Raw genomic sequence first — 16,537 nt, forward strand, 5'->3', positions numbered from 1 at the left:
GGGCGCGGTCCGCAGGGGCCGCGCCCTTTTCTTTTGCGGCGGGCTGTAACACTCCGACCTCGGAACCTTGGGCCTCCGCCTTCGCTCTCACCCCGTTCCATCCGCCGACCGGAGGCCTATCCTGCCGCTTTCGCCACCCCAGCACGCCGAAGCCCCCATGCGCGTCGCCGTCGTCATCAACGCCGCCTCTGGCACCGCGCTCGGCCGCGACACGATCGAGGCCGAGGTCACGCGCCACCTCGCCGAGGCTGGGCTGGAGGCCGTGCTGGTGCCGGATCATGCCGAAGGGCTGCTCGCCCGGCTGGATGCGGCCGTGGCCATGGGCGCCCAGGCCGTGGTGGTCGGCGGCGGCGACGGCTCCATCGCGGCCGCCGCGGCGCGGCTGATGAATGGGGAGGCCGCGCTCGGCATCCTGCCGCTCGGCACCATGAACATGCTGGCCAAGGACCTCGGCATCCCGCTGGAGCTGGAGGCGGCGGCGGCCGCCCTCGCCCACGGCACCATCCGCGCCATCGACGTGGCGGATGTGAACGGCCATGTCTTCCTGTGCTCCTCCGTTCTCGGCAGCCCCTCCTGGCTCGGCCGGCATCGCGAACGTGGGCGCGGCAAGGTCGGCTGGCGGCCGCGCCTCCTCTTCGCGCTGGCCGCGCTGCGTTCCGAATGGCGGCACCGGCCGATGCGGCTCAGCGTGCGGCTGGGCACCGGGCGCACCGTGCGGCTCTGGACCCGGGCACTGGCGGTGGCGAACAACCGCTATGCGGAGGGCTTTAACCTGATGATGGCCCGCCCGCGGCTCGATGCCGGGGAACTCGCGCTTTATGTCGCGCGTCGCTACGGGGCATGGTGGTGGGTGAAGCTCATGGCAGGCATGTTCCTGGGCAGCTGGCGCGGCTCCCGCCTCGTGCAGGAACGCACGGCGCAGGAGGTGACCATCGGCTCCGCCCGCACCGCGATCCGCGTGATGAATGATGGCGAGGCGGTGCTGCTGCCGCCGCCGCTGGTCTATCGCATCCATGCCGGTGCGCTGCGCGTCATCGTCCCCGGCCCGCCCGCCACCGATCCGCCGGCGGAGACGGCGCCCGCCTCCGACATCACCTCCGACCTGAGGGCATGACCCGCCGCATCGCGCATCTGTCCGACCTGCATTTCGGCGCCGAGGACCCGGCGGTGGTGGCCAGCTTCGCGCAGGAGCTGGCGGACTGGCAGCCCGACCTCATCGCCGTCTCGGGCGACCTGACCCAGGGCGCGCGGCATGAGGAATTCATCGCCGCCATGCAGTTCCTGGACGGGCTGCCGGCGCCGCGGCTGATCGTGCCGGGCAATCACGACATGTCGCCCTACAACCTGATGGAGCGCTTCACCGACCCCTATCGCCGCTGGCGCCGCCATGTGCAGGAGGCGACGGAGCCGGTTTTTGCGGATGCGGAAGTCGCCCTGGTCGGCATGAACACCGCCCGCCGGGCGGGGCTCTATCTCAACTGGGCACGCGGCCGCGTCTCCGGCAGCCGGCTGGCGGCGGCGGAGGGCCGGCTGGCCGCCCTGCCGCCGGGCCTGTTCCGCATCGTCGTGGCACACCACCCCTTCCTGGCGCCGATGCTGAAGCCGGGGGCGCGGCTGGTCGGCAATGCGGAGCCCGCTCTGGCCGCCTTCGCCCGGCACGATGTGCGGCTGGTGCTGACCGGGCATCTGCACCTGGGCGATGTGCGCCCGGTGCGGGAGGGGGGGCTGGTGGTGGCCCAGGCCGGCAGCGCCACCTCCGTCCGGCTGCGCGGCACGCCCAATGCCTATAACCGCATCCTGGTGGAGGAGGGCCGCGCCAGCGTCACGCCGCGCATCTGGCACGGCGCGGGGTGGGAAGACCTGCCAAGGGCCTAGGGCGACCGCCGCAGCGCAGCCCCCAGCGCCAGGCTGGCCGGCACCGCGAGCGCGCAGAGCGCCGCCATCGCCCAGAATCCGGCCCCACCGGCCGCCGCGTAGAGCGGCCCGCAGGCCAGGGCCAGCAGGCCCATCCAAAGCCCGACGCCGAGCGAGGCATGCAGGGTCTGCGCCGTGCCGGCCTCGGCCGGCGGCACCACCCGCCCCAGCACCGCCATGGTGGCCAGGTGCTGCATGCCGAAGCTCGCCGCGTGCAGCATCTGCGCCGGCACCAGCAGCCAGGGGTCGACGGTCAGCGCCGTGACGCCCCAACGCAGCACGCCAGCCCCCGCCGCCGCCAGCGACAGGCCCACCGGCCCGAGCCGCGCGACCAGCCCCTTTCCCCAGAGGAACAGCGCCACCTCCGCCAGCACGCCCACCGCCCAAAGCCCGCCGATCAGCCCGGCGCCGAGTCCCGCCGCCTGCCAGTGCAGCGTGCCGAAGCCGTAATACAGCGCATGGCTGCCCTGGATCAGTGCGGAGACCAGCATCAGCCGCCGCACCGCCTTGATGCGCAGCGGCGCCAGGAACCCCGCCCAGCCAAGCGCCACCACCCGGCTGGCCCGCGGCGGTCCCGCGGGCAGCGCCAGCGCCGCCAGCGCCGTGGCGCCGAAGCCCGCCACCAGCAGCCAGGCCGCCGCCTGGATGCCGAAGAGGGCCACCGCCTGCCCCACCGCGATCGCCGCCAGCATGAAGGAAATGCTGCCCGCCGCCCGTACCCGCGCATAGTCGAAGCCTCCCGAGGGGGAAGCGGGGGCGCGGGAGGCCGCGACGGCCAGCGCATCGGTCAGCGGCACCACCGGCGCGAAGGCCGCACCCTGCAGCGCCATCACCAGCAGCAGCAGCCCGAATCCCGCCGGCAGCAGGAAGCCGCAGGCGGCCAGCGCCGCCAGCGCGGATCCCGCCACCAGCAGGACCCGGGCATCGCCCAGCGCATCCGCCAGCCGCCCGCCCGCCGGCCCGGCCACCAGCCGCACGCCGGCCGCCACCGCCAGCGCCACCCCCACCTGCTCAGGCGAGAGGCCATGGCCGGCCAGCACCGAGGGCAGGAAGGGCAGCGTGATCCCGACCACCACGAACTGGGCGCTGTAGAGCAGGACGAAGCGGTTTGCGGGGGTCACGGGCGCAACCTCGCCCGGCCCCGCCCCGCTGCCAAGCACCCCCTGCCGAGGCCTGCGCCCCGCGGGGGCCGCCTTTTCAGCCCGTGCCGGCCCTGGCCAGGTGGCGCGGGCCCGGCTGCGGCACGGGCGCCAGCAGGGGCGGCTCGGGCACCTCCACCGCCTCCGCCAGGCGGCCGACGGTCTGGATGCTGCGATCCGCCGCGTCACGCAGGTCCACCACCTGCAGCGCCAGGTCGCGCACGCCCTGGGCCACGGCGAGTTGCGCCGGCTCCAGCTGCGCCACCGGCGGCCGCAGCGAGGCCTCCAGCGCCAGCGCGGCGGCGGAGGCCGAAAGCCGTTCCATCTGCCGGGCGGCGGTCGCCATGCGCAGGCCGGCCTCGGCCAGGCTGGCGGGGTCGCGCTCGGCCTCGGCGCGCAGGGCGAGCGCCTGCAGGCGGAAGCGTTCCAGGCTGCGCGCCAGGGCGCCGGCCTCGTCGTCCCGCGCGGTGCCGGGCACTTCCGTGCCCAGATGGCCTTCCGCCATGGCGGCGGCGACCGCGCGCAGGGCGCGGAAGGGGGCGAGCAGCAGGCGTTCCAGCAGCAGCGCGCCGAGGCCGGCCAGCAGGGTGGCGGCCGCCAGCGTCACCGCCAGCGGCACCAGCGCCACGCTGCCGGGATCGCTGCCGGCATCGATCCGTGAGTCGGGGCGTGAGTCGGGGCGTGAATCGGGGCGGGGGTCGGGCCGGGACTCGGGCCGCGCCTCCGCCTCGGCCGCCACGGGGGCCGAGGCCAGTTGCAGCATGGACCCGCCGCGGGTGAATTGCGCCGCCCGATCGCGCAGCGTGCCGAGGTCGACGCGGCCCTCCGGCGCCACCAGCCGCTGCCAGGTCTGCAGGTCACGATCCAGCCGGGCCAGCGCCCGGTCCACCCCGCCCAGCGTCGCAGGCTCCGGCGGCAGGGGCGCCAGCAGGGTCAGGGCCTGCAGGGTGGTGGGCGCGCCTGCCGCGCGCTCGGCCGGCTGCGCGCCGGGTTCTCCCGGCTGCCAGGCCAGCATCCCGGTGACGATCAGGCAGAAGGCCGCGAGGGCGCCAAGGCCGCCCCACCAGGCGAACCGGCCGCCCTGCCCATCCTCGGGAAGGGCGTCGCGGCGGGGTTCGGCGCGCAGCTGGAGGCGATCCAGCGGTCGGCGGATGGTGGCGGACATGCAGGGCCTCCTGCCCGGATGTGGCCAAGGGGGGTCAGGCCACCGAGGGCAAGCTGACTCAGGGAAGTTTACGCTTCGTTGCTGGTGTGAAGATGCGGCGTGGCGTCCCGGCGCAGGGCGCCGGCGGGGGGCTGCAGTTGCCAAGGGCGCGGCGGCGTGCCACGCAACCGCTGCCCCCACGGACCATGCTGAATACCCCTATGTCCGACCATCATATGTCCCATGGCCAGATGTTCGCCCCGCGCGTCCGCGCGGTGCTCGGCCCGACCAATACCGGCAAGACCCATCTGGCGATCACCCGCCTGCTGGCGCATGCCTCCGGCATCATCGGCTTCCCGCTGCGCCTGCTGGCGCGCGAGAACTACGACCGCATGGTCGCCGCCAAGGGGGAGAAGTACGTCGCCCTGATCACCGGGGAGGAGAAGATCGTCCCCCCCGAGGCGCGCTGGTTCGCCTGCACCGTGGAAGCCATGCCGCTGGATCGCCGCGCCGAATTCGTCGCGGTGGACGAGATCCAGCTCTGCGCCGATGCGGATCGCGGCCATATCTTCACGGATCGCCTGCTGCATGCGCGCGGCATGGTCGAGACCATGTTCCTGGGCGCCGAGACCATCCGCCCGCTGCTGCAGCGCCTGGTGCCGCAGGCCGAGATCGAGACGCGGCCGCGCCTGTCGCAGCTGACCCATTCCGGGCCGGCCAAGCTGACAAAGCTGCCGCCGCGCAGCGCCGTCGTCGCCTTCAGCGCGGCCGAGGTCTATGCGATCGCGGAGGCCATTCGCCGGCGCCGCGGCGGCTGCGCCGTGGTGATGGGGCGCATGTCGCCCCGCACGCGCAATGCCCAGGTCGCGCTGTACCAGAACCGCGAAGTGGACTTCCTGGTCGCGACCGATGCCATCGGCATGGGCCTGAACATGGATGTCGACCACATCGCCTTCGCCGACCTGCAGAAATTCGACGGCCACCAGATCCGCGCGCTGAACGCGCAGGAGGCCGCGCAGATCGCCGGCCGCGCCGGCCGCGGCATGCGCGACGGCACCTTCGGCACCACCGCCGAATGCCCGGCTCTGCCGGAGGAGCTGGCCCGCCAGATCGAAGGCCATGCCTTCGAGCCACTGACGCAAATCGCCTGGCGCAATTCGGACCTGGATTTCGCCAGCATCGACGGGCTGCTGGACAGCCTGGCCGCCGCGCCGCCCACGCCGGGCCTCGCCAAGGGCAATGACGCGGTCGACCACATCACGCTGAACGCGCTGTCCCGCGAATCCGAGATCCGTGAGCTGGCCCGCGGCCGCGCCCGCGTGCGGCTGCTCTGGGAAGCCTGCCAGGTGCCGGATTTCCGCAAGATCGCCGACGACAGCCACACCCGCCTCTGTGCCAAGATCTTCGGGCATCTGGCGACGGATGGCCGGCTGCCCGGCGACTGGGTGGCGGGCAACATCGCCTCCCTCGGCAATGTCGAAGGCGACCTCGACACGCTGATGGCGCGGCTGGCCACCATCCGCATCTGGTCCTACATCGCCGCCCGCGCCGATTGGATCGCCGACGCCGCGACCCAGCAGGCGGAGGCCCGCAAGGCCGAGGAAGCCGTCTCCGACGCGCTGCATGAGCGCCTGATCGCCCGTTTCGTCGACCGCCGCGCCGCGCATCTGATCCGACGGCTCGATGACACGGAGGAGACGCTGCTCTCCGCCGTCACCCGCCAGGGCGAGGTGGTGGTCGAGGGCCATACGGTCGGCCGCGTCACCGGCTTCCACTTCCAGCCGGACCCCGAGGCGACGAAGGAGGAAGACAAGCGCCTGGTGCTGCGCGCCGCGCGCCGCGCGCTGCGGGAGGAAATCCCGCGCCGCCTGGCCGCGCTGGAGACCGCGAAGGACGAGGCCTTCACCCTGACCCCGCAGCATCGCGTGGTCTGGGACACGGCGGAAATCGCCCGCCTGCGCCCGGGGCCGGAGCCGCTGAAGCCGCATGTCGACGTCATCGCCACCGAATTCCTGGATAACGCCCAGCGCGAGCGGGTGCGGGTGCGCCTGGCCGCCTGGCTGGATTCGCTGGTCAAGCGCGAGCTGGGCGGGCTGGAGGCGATCGAGGCCAAGGCGGCCGAGGACAATACCCTGCGCGGCCCCGCCTTCCGCCTGCGGGAGGCCATGGGCCTCGCCCCCGGCGCGACCGAACGGGAAATCCCGGCCGAGCTGCGGGCGCGGCTGAAGACCATCGGCATCCGCGCCGGGCGCTACGCCATGTACCTGCCGGACGTGCTGAAGCCCCGCGCCATGGGGCTGCGCGCCCAGCTCTGGGCGCTGCGCCGGAACATCCCGACGCCGCTGCTGCCGAACCCCGGCCTGGTTTCCGTCACCCTGCCGGAAACGCCGCTGCCGGCGCCGGAGGATCCCAATACGCCGCGCGGGCCGGAAGGCTGGCCGCAAGGCTTCGCCGTGATGGCGGGCTGGCTGCCGGCCGGGCGCGTGCTGCTGCGGTTGGACGTGGCGGAACGCATCGCCGGCGAGCTGGGCTACCTGACCCGCCGCGCCCCGGCACCGGTGCCGGATGGCCTGGCGTCTCGCCTTGGCGTGAAGGGCGAGACCCTGCCCATGGCGCTGGAGGCGATGGGTTTTCGCCTCATGCCCTCGCCGCCGCTCGAGGAAGGGCAGTTCGGCCCGCCCGTGCCGGCGCGCATCAGCGCGGTGCGGCAGGACCGCCCCGCCCAGCGCGGCCCGCGCCGCGACGGGCGCGGCGAGAGCCGTGGTGAGAATCGGGGCGAAAATCGGGGCGAAAACAGGGGCGAGCAGCCGCGTGGCCCGCGGCCCGAGCGTGGACCGCGCCCCGAAGGCCCCCGCCCGGTTTATTTCGGCCCGCCCATCCCGCCCGAACTGCGCCCGGCTCGCCCCGAAGGCCCGCGCACCGAGGGGCAACGCCATGGCCCCCGCCAGGACGGGCCGCGCCGCGACGGGCCACGGCGCGAAAGGGTGGATCACGGCCCGCGCCGCGACTGGCGCGTGGATGGCCTGCCGCCCGGCGTCTCCCCGCCGCCGGAAGGCGGCGCCGAGGCACCGCGCCCCGAGCGCGGCGGCCAGGACCGGCCCCGCTTCGAGGGTCCGCGCCGCAACGGCCCGCCCGGCCCGCGCCCGGACGGCGCGCCGCAGGAAGGCCGCCGCGACGATCGCGGTCCGCCGCGCGGCCCGCGGCCCGGGGGAAACAACGGTGGCAAGCCGGGGGGTGGCGACCGCTTCCCGCGCCAGGATCGCGACCGCGACCGGGATCGCGGCGGGGACCGGGGTGCGCCGCGCGAATGGTCCTCCGGCCCCAAGCCGGAATCGCCCTTCGCCGTCCTCGCCCAGCTGAAGCTGCGCAAGGACTGACCGGGTGGCGGCGGAGGCCGGCTGGCAGCGGCTCGACCTCTGGCTCTGGTGCGCGCGCACGGCCAAGACGCGCACGGAATGCGCCCGGCAGGTCGAGGCCGGGCGGGTGCGGGTGAACAGCCAGCGCACCGACAAGCCGCACTACAAGCTGCGCCCCGGCGATGTGCTGACCTTCGGCATGGGCAGCGAAATCCGCGTCTGGCGCGTGCTTTTCCTGGCCAGCCGCCGCGGTCCCGCGAGCGAGGCGCGCGGCCTCTATGAGGACCTCTCGGACCCGTCCCCCGTGGCCGCGGCCGTGCCGGACCCCGAGCCGGGCTGATGTTGCGGTGCGGCGCTTGCCTTGCAGGCGGCGCTGGGCCATGTGGGGCTGGCCGCGCCCCGAACATGGCGCGGCGGTGGAGCGGCCGATGGGCGCCGCCCCGCATCCCCGCCGGAGGCGCAGTTGACCTACGTCGTCACCGAGAACTGCATCAAGTGCAAGTACATGGACTGCGTGGAAGTCTGTCCGGTGGACTGCTTCTATGTCGGCGAGAATATGCTCGTCATCCATCCGGATGAGTGCATCGATTGCGGCGTCTGCGAGCCGGAATGCCCCGCCGAGGCCATCCTGCCCGACAGCGACGACAAGGCCACCGCCTGGGTCGAGCTGAACCGCACCTATGCCACGCAATGGCCGAACATCACCCGCAAGGGCGAGGCCCCGGCCGATGCGGATGAGTGGAAGGACAAGCCCGGCAAGAAGGACCTGTTCGACCCCGCCCCCGGCAAGGCCTGACGCCCTGCCGCGGCGCGGTCGCATGGGCTGAGACGCGCTCTTCTGCCCCCGATTCGCCCGGGGGTGGCAATTCGCGCAGGTTTGTATTATATTATCAATGGGATCGGGAACCGCGAGCACCCCTCCGCGGCTATACCGCCCATCGGGTCCATGACATGCCCAGGGATGGGGCCGCCTCCGCCAGTGGCGCGGGTGGTTGGCCTTCTTCATGGGATGCAAAAGCGGGTGGCCATATGAAACAATCCGCCCCGGCGAAGACCGGCCAGACCGACGCCGAGGCCGCGGGACGTTCCGCCAAGGCCGCCGCCAAGCCGGAGAAGGCTGCCGCGGCCAAGGCCGTGACGCCGCCGCTGCCGGCGCGCCAGGACAGCCCCCCGCCGCCGCACCGGCCGCCTACGCGCGCCGGCGCCATGGCCGCCAATTCCCCGCGCCCGCCCATCTTCCCGCCGCGCGGTGGTCCCCGGGTGGAAGACCCCGAGGATGGCAGCCCGCCGCCGCCGCCCAGGCCCAAGGGCCCGCCCGTGGAATTCAAGGCCGGGGACCACGTGGTCTACCCGACCCACGGCGTCGGCCAGGTTCAGGGCATCGAGGAAATGCCCGTCGCCGGCATGTCCCTGAAGGTGATCATCGTCACCTTCGAGGAGAACCGCATGACGCTCCGGGTGCCGGTGAACAAGGCCGCATCCTCTGGCCTGCGTAAGCTGGCCACCGGCGACCAGATGAACGAGGCGCTGGAAGTGCTGCGCGGCCGCGCCCGCATCAAGCGCACCATGTGGTCCCGCCGCGCCCAGGAATACGAGGCGAAGATCAACTCCGGCGACCCCATCGCCATCGCCGAGGTGGTGCGCGACCTGCACCGCAATGCCGGCCAGCCGGACCAGTCCTTCTCCGAACGGCAGATCTACGAACAGGCGCTCGACCGCCTGGCCGCCGAACTCGCCGCGATCGACCGCACCGACAAGGCCGCGGCCTCCGAGAAGCTGCTGACCTTTCTGAAGGCGGCCTGACGGGCTTCCGGCGGCCAGGCGCGCATGGCATCTGGCATGCGCGCCATTCGCCGCGGGAGACGCAACGAACCATGCCGCATCTGACTCCCCATCTGGCGCCCCATCTGCGGCGGCTGGAGGCCGAGGCCATCGGCATCCTCCGCGAAACCGCGGCCAGCTTCCGCAACCCGGTCCTGCTCTATTCCATCGGCAAGGACAGCTCCGTCGTCCTGCAGCTGGCGATGAAGGCCTTCGCCCCAGGCAAGCCGCCCTTCCGCCTGCTGCACATCGCCACCGGCTGGGATTTCCGGGCGATGCTGGAGTTCCGGGATCGCCGCATGGCGGAACTCGGCCTCGACTGCATCGTCCATACCAATCCGGACGGCCTAGCCCGCGGCATTGGGCCCCTCACCCATGGCTCGCAGCTGCACATGTCGGTCATGGGCACCGAGGCCTTGAAGCAGGCGCTCGACGCGCATGGCTTCGACGCGGCCATCGGCGGCGCCCGGCGGGACGAGGAAAAGGCCCGCGCCAAGGAACGCGTCTTCTCCTTCCGCGCGCCAGGCCATGTCTGGGACCCGCGTGGCCAGCGGCCAGAATTGTGGGGCCTCTACAACACGCGCATCAACCAGGGCGAGGGCATGCGCGTCTTCCCCCTGTCCAACTGGACCGAATTCGACGTCTGGGACTATATCGCAGCCGAATCGATCCCTGTTGTGCCGCTGTATTTCGCCGCCCCCCGGCCGATGGTGCGCCGCAGCGGCGCCCTCATCATGCGCGACGACGACCGGATGCCGCTGGAACCCGGCGAGGTCGAGGAAACCCTCTGGGTCCGCTTCCGCACCATGGGCGACTGGCCGCTGACCGGCGCGCATGAAAGCCGCGCCGAAACGCTCGACCAGGTGCTGGCCGAAATCCGCGACAGCCGCACCAGCGAACGCCAGGGCCGCCTGATCGACACCGACCAGGAGGCGTCGATGGAACGCAAGAAGAAAGAGGGATATTTTTAGAGTTTGCGATCTTTAGGAGGTTAAGGTGCCGAGCGATTATACCGTTGCGAGGATACGTGGCCGCCTTCATCTCAGCGAACTTATTGCCCTGAACGATTTCATATGGTCAGCGAATACACCTAAAGTGCTTATCGATTTCGACGGATACAGCCACTCGTCGATATTTGATCTAACGTTTCTTGCCCACCAAATAAAAGCAATTCAGCTAAAGAAAAAAATTCGAGTTGAGTCTATTAACGACGATCACATGTCGTGGGCGCGCGGCATGAACTTCTTCTCTGTCAGTGGAACCGACTGGGCCTCCCAGGTTTCTGCGAACCGCGGTGACGGGCATAATTTCATACCCATCACCATTATTGAGTGCGGCAAAAGCGGCTCAGCCTTATCCCGCACAGAAATGAACGAGGAAATCGACAGGCACGCCTCGAAGCTTGCGAAGGTACTGCTGCACCTCGGCTCGGGCCCGACCTACGACACAATCCAGTATACTTTTCGTGAGGTGATACGTAACATATTTGAGCATAGTGGCGCGAAGACTTTTTTGATGTCTGGCCAGTACTACCCGAGCCATGGCAACGTTCAAATTGTTATAGCGGATACGGGCCTCGGCATACCTAATTCACTTCGCTTTAACAAATCCTTTAAAAATCTGTCGGATCGCGATGCACTCCAGATCGCCCTAATGCCGGGCGTTTCAGGCAACGCGAGCGCCATGCGTCGGGAACGGACGGATATCTGGCAGAATTCTGGCTATGGACTCTACATGATGACAAGACTTGCCCGGAATCGCGGAATGATGACGGTGATTAGCGGCAATAATGTCATTCACATAAACAATAGCGACGACGCGCGACCCGCAAAAGAGAACTTCACCATCTCTAATTTCTCGGGGACACTTATTCGCCTAGGCATCAAGATCGATGATATGGACCTCGCACCGAAGCTGCAGGAGTGGGCAGAGGAGGGCAAGATTATCGCTCGTGACATCGCCGGCGCGAAACAGTTGGACGCGAGCGCGGCATCGCTTCTTCTAAGGCGCGATTTTGAGAGAAATATGTAGCCGCAATTCGCCTGACGGATCAGCTCAGCTCGTACTCCACCTCCGGCACGTAATGCGCCGCCTCCTTGCCGAGGTAGGAGGAGAAGAGCACGAAATTATCGATCGGCACCGGCGGCGACCGGAACAGGCTGTGGGCGTGGATGAAGCCGATCAGCTTGTGCGTCTCCGCCTTGTCGGTCCGTGCCAGGGTCACATGCGGCGCGAAGCGGCGGCGTTCCGGCTCCAGCCCCACGCGCTGCAGGGCCGTCTCCACCTTGGACTGCAGCCGGGTCAGCGCCTCGCTGCGCTCCGCCGTGATGTGGATGGACTGGATCCGCCCGCCCTTCTCGAAGGTGCCGATGCCCGCCAGCGCCAGTTCGAAGCGCGGGGCGCGGATGGCGGCCAGCGCCGCATCCACCTCCTCCGCCTGCCAGCTCTCGATCTCGCCGATGAAGCGGAGCGTCAGGTGGTAGTTCTCCGGCGGCACCCAGCGGGCGCCGGGGATGCCGCCGGCCAGGGCGGCCAGCTGGGCCTTCACCTCGTCGGGCAGGGCCAGGGCGACGAAAAGGCGAATCATGGTCTGGCCCTCCGCGACTCCGAGGTCCCCTCAGCCTGGAGCAGAGCGGGCCGCGCGGTCCAGTAGCGTTTCGATGGCAGGCAGCATCCGCTCCGCCAGCACCTGCGCCCCGCGCGGATTAGGATGGATGCGGTCCGCCTGGTTCAGCGCCGGGTCGCCCGCCACGCCCTCCAGCAGGAAGGGGTAGAAGACCATGTCGGGCCGCGCCTCCGCCAGGTCCGAGAAGACCGCGGCGAAGTCACGCCCGTAATCGGCACCCAGATTGGGCGGCGCGATCATGCCGGCCAGCAGGGTCGGGATTCCCCGCGCCGCCAGCCCGTCCAGGATGGCGGTCAGGTTGGCGCGCATCTGCGCCGGCGTCAGGCCGCGCAGCGCGTCATTGCCGCCCAGGGCCACGATCGCCGCATCCGGATTGTCGGCCAGCGCCCATTCCAGCCTGGCCCTGCCGCCCGCCGTGGTATCGCCGGACACGCCGGCATCGATCACCCGCACATTCCGCCCGCGGTCCCGCAGCAGCGCCTGGATGCGCGCCGGCGGCCCCTCGGACCGCGCCAGCCCGTAGCCGGCGGTGATGGAATCGCCCAGCATCAGCAGGCGGATCTCCCGCCCCGCCCCCTGCGCGGCGGCGCCCTTCGTTCCGGCCAGCAATACTCCGAAACCAAGCGCCGCCTTTTGCAGCGCAACACGCCGCCCATATGAGATGACATCGCCGTAACAGGATTTTTGGCCCGTGACCCCACCTGCCTCACCGCTGATCGCAGCATCCGGGCTCGTCTTCACCGCCCAGGCGGCCTCGGGCCCGGTGCATGTGCTGCGGGGCGTGGACCTCTCGGTCCAGGCCGGGGAGGCGGTGGGCATCGTGGGGCCTTCGGGCTCGGGCAAGACATCGCTCCTCATGCTGCTGGCCGGGCTGGAAACGCCGAGCGCGGGGCGCCTGGCGGTGGCCGGGCGGGATCTGGGGGCGCTGGACGAGGATGCGCTGGCCCGCTTCCGTCGCGACGAGGTGGGGATCGTCTTCCAGGCTTTCCACCTGGTGCCCACCATGACGGCGCTGGAGAATGCCGCCATGCCGCTGGAATTCGCCGGGCGCCGCGACGCCTTCGAAAAGGCGGCGGAGGCGCTGAAGACCGTCGGCCTCGGCCACCGGCTGGATCACTACCCCGGCCAGATGTCGGGTGGGGAGCAGCAGCGCGTGGCACTCGCCCGCGCCGTGGTGGCGGAGCCCCGGCTGATCCTGGCGGATGAGCCCACCGGCAATCTGGATCGCGCCACCGGCACGGTGGTGATGGACCTGCTCTTCGGCCTGCGCGCGCGGCTCGGCACCACTTTGCTGCTGATCACCCATGACCCGGCGCTGGCCGAGCGCTGCGGCCGGCAGGTGCGGATGGAGGATGGGCGCATCGTCTCCGACACTGCCGGCCTGAAGCTGGCGGCGGAATAGCGCCATGATGCAGCATCTGGCGCTGGGCGCGCGGCTGGCGCGGCGGGAATTGCGCGGCGGGTTTCGCCAGCTGCGGCTTGTGCTGGCCTGCCTGGCGCTGGGCGTGGCGAGCATCGCCGCCGTCGGCACGCTGCAGAGCGCGGTGAAGGCCGGCATGCTGGCCGATGGCGCGCGGCTGCTCGGCGGCGATGTGGAAGTGCGGGTGAACTACCAGCCGCTGCGCGCCGCGGCGCTGGACTGGGCCGCGCAGCGCGGCGCCACCGCCTCCGAGGTGGTGGAGATGCGCGCCATGGCCGTCGCACCCTCCGGCGACCGCGCCTTGGTCGAGCTGAAATCGGTCGATGCCGCCTATCCGCTCTATGGCGAGCTGCGGCTGGACCCGCCGGGCGCGACCCTGGCCGCGCCGGATGGGCGCCACCGCGTGGCGTTGGAGGGATCGGTGGTGGAGCGGCTGGGCCTGGTGCCCGGCGACACCGTCCGCATCGGCGAGGCCAGCTTGGTTTTCGCCGGCACCATCGCACAGGAGCCGGACCGGGTGGCGAGCCCGGCCGTGCTCGGCCCGCGCGCGCTGATTTTGGACAGCGCCCTGCCCGCCACGGCGCTGATCCAGCCGGGCAGCCTGGTCTCCTACGACACCCGCTTCCGCCTGCCACCCGGCACCAATGTGCGGCAGTTCGCCACCCAGTTCCGGGAGGCGATGGGCGATGGCGGCTGGCGCGTGCGCACGGCGGACCAGGCGGAGCCCGGGGTGAACCGCTTCCTGGATCGCGCCTCTGCCTTCCTGGTGCTGGCCGGCTTCACCGCGCTGCTGGTCGGCGGCATCGGGGTTGCCACCGGCGTGCGCGCCTGGCTGGAGGCGCGCGGCCGCACCATCGCGACGCTGCGCTGCCTGGGCGCGCCGGCGGGCACCATCCTCGCCACCTATCTGATCCAGGTGCTGGTGCTGGCGCTGATCGGCATCGCCATCGGCCTGGTCGCGGGCTTCGGCCTGACCTGGCTGGCGGCCCAGGCGCTGGCCGGCGCGCTGCCGGTGCCGCCGCGCTTCGGCCTCTATCCGGCGCCGCTGGCGCTGGCCGGGCTCTATGGCCTGCTGACGGCGCTGGCCTTCTCGCTCTGGCCGCTCGGCCGGGCGCAGCGGATTCCCGGCGCGGCGCTGTTCCGCGACCTGGTCACGGCGACGCCGGGCTGGCCCTCCCGCGGCATCCTGGTGGCGAATGGCCTCACCGCGCTCGCGCTGGTCGCGCTGGTGGTGGGCACGGCGGAGCAGCCGCGCTTCGCGCTGGGCTTCTGCGCCGGCGCCGCGCTGACCCTGCTGCTGTTCCGGCTCGGCGCCACCGGGCTGATGGCGCTGGCCCGCAGCCTGCGCGGCATCCGCCGGCCGACGCTGCGGCTGGGCCTGGCCAATCTCCATCGCCCCGGCGCGCCGACGCCCACCATGCTGGTGGCGCTCGGCATCGGCCTGACCACCCTCGCCGCCATCGCCACCATCGAGGGCAATCTCCGCCGCCAGCTTTCGGACCAGATGCCGGCCGCGGCGCCCAGCTTCTTCTTCATCGACATCCAGTCCGACCAGTCCGAGCGCTTCAACGCCTTGGCCGCCGCGCAGCCGGGCGTGACGGAGGTGCGGTCCGTCCCCTCGCTGCGCGCGCGCATCGTCGCGGTGGATGGCACGCCGGCCGAGCGGGTGCAGGCGACGGAGGATACGCGCTGGGCGCTGCGCGGCGATCGCGGCCTGACCTATGCGGCGACGCCGCCGGACGGCACGCGCCTGGTGGAGGGCCAGTGGTGGCCGGCGGATTACAGCGGCCCGCCGCTGGTCTCCTTCGACGCCAACCTGGCGCGCGGCTGGGGCATGGGAATCGGCTCGACGGTCACCGTGAATGTTCTGGGCCGCGACATTGATCTCAAGGTGGCCTCACTACGAGAGATCCAGTGGCGGGGGCTGGGCATCAACTACGTCATGGTCGCCTCCCCCGGCCTGCTGGCCGCCGCGCCGCACACCCACATCGCCACCGTCCGCAGCGCGGAGCAGGTGGAGCCCGCGGTGCTGCGGGTGCTGACCGATGCCTTCCCGAACATCTCCGGCATCCGCGTGCGGGATGCGCTGGAGGCGGTGGCGGGGCTGCTGACGCGGGTCGGCGTCGCCCTGCAGGCCACCTCCTCCGTCACCCTGCTGGCGGGCATGCTGGTGCTGGCCGGCGCGGTGGCCGCCGGGCAGCGGGCCAGGGTGCGGGATGCGGTGGTGCTGAAGACCATCGGCGCGACCCGTTCGCAGATCCGCGGTGCCTGGCTGGTGGAATTCGGCCTGCTCGGCCTGGTGGCCGGGCTGCTGGCCGCCGCTGCCGGGTCCGCCGCCAGCTGGGCGGTGGTGCGCTACGTCATGCGGGCGGACTGGATCTTCCTGCCCGGCACCCTGGCGCTGACCGTGCTGGGCTGCGTAATGCTGACGCTGGGCCTCGGCTATATCGGCACCGCGCTCGCCTTGCGCGCGCGCCCCGCGCCGCTGTTGCGCAACGAGTAACGCCGGGCTTGGATGGGCGGCATGGACACCGACCTGCTGCCCTCCGAGCTGCTGCCCGAGGATGAGGATCACCTGCGCCACGCCTTCCGCCTGGCGGGCGAGGCGCGGGCGCGCGGCGACCGCCCCTTCTCCGCCGTGATCGTGGCGGAGGACGGCACCATCCTGGCGGAAGGCCTGTCCACCCAGGGCAGCGGCGGCGGTGGCACGCTGGCGCACAGCGAGATGAATGCCTGCCAGGCGGTGATCGCGGCCGGCGTGCCGCGGCCCCGGCTGCGGCGGGCCACCATCTATTCCTCGGGCGAGCCTTGCGCGATGTGCGCTTCCGCCATCTTCTACACCGGCATCGGCCGGGTGGTTTACGGCCTCTCGGCCGCCGCCATCCTGCATCTGCGCAATGCCCAGCCGCATACGGCGGGCCTGTCGCTGTCCTGCCGCGCCGTGCTGGCGGCGGCGGCGGAGCCGGTGGAGGTGGTGGGTCCGGCGCTGGAGGCGGAGGGCGCGGTGCCGCATGAGGGCTACTGGATCCAGGGCGCCGCCTGAATCTTCTGCCCCCCGCAAGGCCCCGGTTGATCCGGATTACAGAAGTTCCATATACTGCGGCACATGCGGGCGGC

At 71.5% G+C, this 16,537-nt stretch carries 14 protein-coding genes and 1 pseudogene; 11 read left to right on the forward strand and 4 right to left on the reverse strand.

The window, feature by feature from the left end; all coding sequences use genetic code 11:
* Positions 1–157: 157 nt before the first annotated feature.
* Both J3S20_RS22960 and J3S20_RS22965 read left to right on the forward strand, forming a co-directional pair.
* Positions 158–1,114, forward strand: coding sequence for a diacylglycerol/lipid kinase family protein (locus J3S20_RS22960; RefSeq protein WP_216838957.1), 957 nt, complete (start codon positions 158–160; stop codon positions 1,112–1,114).
* Positions 1,111–1,875, forward strand: a complete 765-nt coding sequence (locus J3S20_RS22965; protein ID WP_216838959.1) for a metallophosphoesterase family protein — start codon at positions 1,111–1,113, stop codon at positions 1,873–1,875. Before J3S20_RS22960 ends, J3S20_RS22965 begins: the two co-directional genes overlap by 4 nt.
* Here the strand turns inward: J3S20_RS22965 and J3S20_RS22970 are convergent.
* Both J3S20_RS22970 and J3S20_RS22975 read right to left on the reverse strand, forming a co-directional pair.
* Positions 1,872–3,035, reverse strand: coding sequence for an MFS transporter (locus J3S20_RS22970; protein ID WP_216838960.1), 1,164 nt, complete (start codon positions 3,033–3,035; stop codon positions 1,872–1,874). The two genes, J3S20_RS22965 and J3S20_RS22970, sit on opposite strands and share 4 nt — an antisense overlap.
* Positions 3,036–3,111: 76 nt before the next feature.
* Positions 3,112–4,218: a HAMP domain-containing protein gene (locus J3S20_RS22975; RefSeq protein WP_216838961.1), complete on the reverse strand. Its 1,107-nt coding sequence runs from the start codon at positions 4,216–4,218 to the stop codon at positions 3,112–3,114.
* Between the two features lie 185 nt (positions 4,219–4,403).
* On the opposite strand from J3S20_RS22975, the pseudogene J3S20_RS22980 reads away from it, so the two are divergent.
* The 6 genes and pseudogenes from J3S20_RS22980 to J3S20_RS23005 form a co-directional block, all read left to right on the forward strand.
* A pseudogene (locus tag J3S20_RS22980) lies at positions 4,404–6,926 on the forward strand (helicase-related protein); the annotation flags it as partial.
* Between the two features lie 652 nt (positions 6,927–7,578).
* Positions 7,579–7,893 (forward strand): RNA-binding S4 domain-containing protein, encoded by a 315-nt coding sequence (locus tag J3S20_RS22985; protein ID WP_216838962.1) that lies wholly within the window; start codon positions 7,579–7,581, stop codon positions 7,891–7,893.
* A gap of 123 nt (positions 7,894–8,016) precedes the next feature.
* Positions 8,017–8,349, forward strand: coding sequence for a ferredoxin FdxA (gene fdxA, locus J3S20_RS22990; RefSeq protein WP_216838965.1), 333 nt, complete (start codon positions 8,017–8,019; stop codon positions 8,347–8,349).
* 233 nt (positions 8,350–8,582) lie between these two features.
* The gene (locus J3S20_RS22995; RefSeq protein ID WP_216838966.1) at positions 8,583–9,356 is read left to right on the forward strand and encodes a CarD family transcriptional regulator; all 774 of its coding nucleotides are present in this window, start codon (positions 8,583–8,585) and stop codon (positions 9,354–9,356) included.
* A 71-nt stretch (positions 9,357–9,427) separates the two neighbouring features.
* Entirely contained in the window at positions 9,428–10,345 is a 918-nt protein-coding gene (cysD, locus tag J3S20_RS23000) for a sulfate adenylyltransferase subunit CysD (RefSeq protein ID WP_216838969.1), read from the forward strand.
* Between the two features lie 25 nt (positions 10,346–10,370).
* Positions 10,371–11,405, forward strand: a complete 1,035-nt coding sequence (locus tag J3S20_RS23005; RefSeq protein WP_216838971.1) for an ATP-binding protein — start codon at positions 10,371–10,373, stop codon at positions 11,403–11,405.
* A gap of 19 nt (positions 11,406–11,424) precedes the next feature.
* On the opposite strand, the gene thpR is transcribed toward J3S20_RS23005, so the two are convergent.
* Both thpR and J3S20_RS23015 read right to left on the reverse strand, forming a co-directional pair.
* Entirely contained in the window at positions 11,425–11,961 is a 537-nt protein-coding gene (gene thpR / locus J3S20_RS23010; RefSeq protein ID WP_216838973.1) for an RNA 2',3'-cyclic phosphodiesterase, read from the reverse strand.
* 30 nt (positions 11,962–11,991) lie between these two features.
* Positions 11,992–12,609, reverse strand: a complete 618-nt coding sequence (locus J3S20_RS23015; RefSeq protein WP_246603193.1) for an arylesterase — start codon at positions 12,607–12,609, stop codon at positions 11,992–11,994.
* Positions 12,610–12,691: 82 nt separating this feature from the next.
* Between J3S20_RS23015 and J3S20_RS23020 the strand changes: the two genes are divergently transcribed.
* Genes J3S20_RS23020 through J3S20_RS23030 form a run of 3 tightly spaced genes read left to right on the forward strand, consistent with a single transcriptional unit; the run spans position 12,692 to position 16,463 of the window.
* Positions 12,692–13,402: an ABC transporter ATP-binding protein gene (locus J3S20_RS23020; protein ID WP_343215280.1), complete on the forward strand. Its 711-nt coding sequence runs from the start codon at positions 12,692–12,694 to the stop codon at positions 13,400–13,402.
* Between the two features lie 4 nt (positions 13,403–13,406).
* Positions 13,407–15,923, forward strand: a complete 2,517-nt coding sequence (locus J3S20_RS23025; protein ID WP_216838975.1) for an ABC transporter permease — start codon at positions 13,407–13,409, stop codon at positions 15,921–15,923.
* A gap of 21 nt (positions 15,924–15,944) precedes the next feature.
* Positions 15,945–16,463, forward strand: a complete 519-nt coding sequence (locus J3S20_RS23030) for a nucleoside deaminase (RefSeq protein ID WP_216838978.1) — start codon at positions 15,945–15,947, stop codon at positions 16,461–16,463.
* Positions 16,464–16,537 lie beyond the last annotated feature (74 nt).

Source organism: Falsiroseomonas tokyonensis (genome assembly GCF_019024325.1).
Taxonomy (GTDB): domain Bacteria; phylum Pseudomonadota; class Alphaproteobacteria; order Acetobacterales; family Acetobacteraceae; genus Falsiroseomonas; species Falsiroseomonas tokyonensis.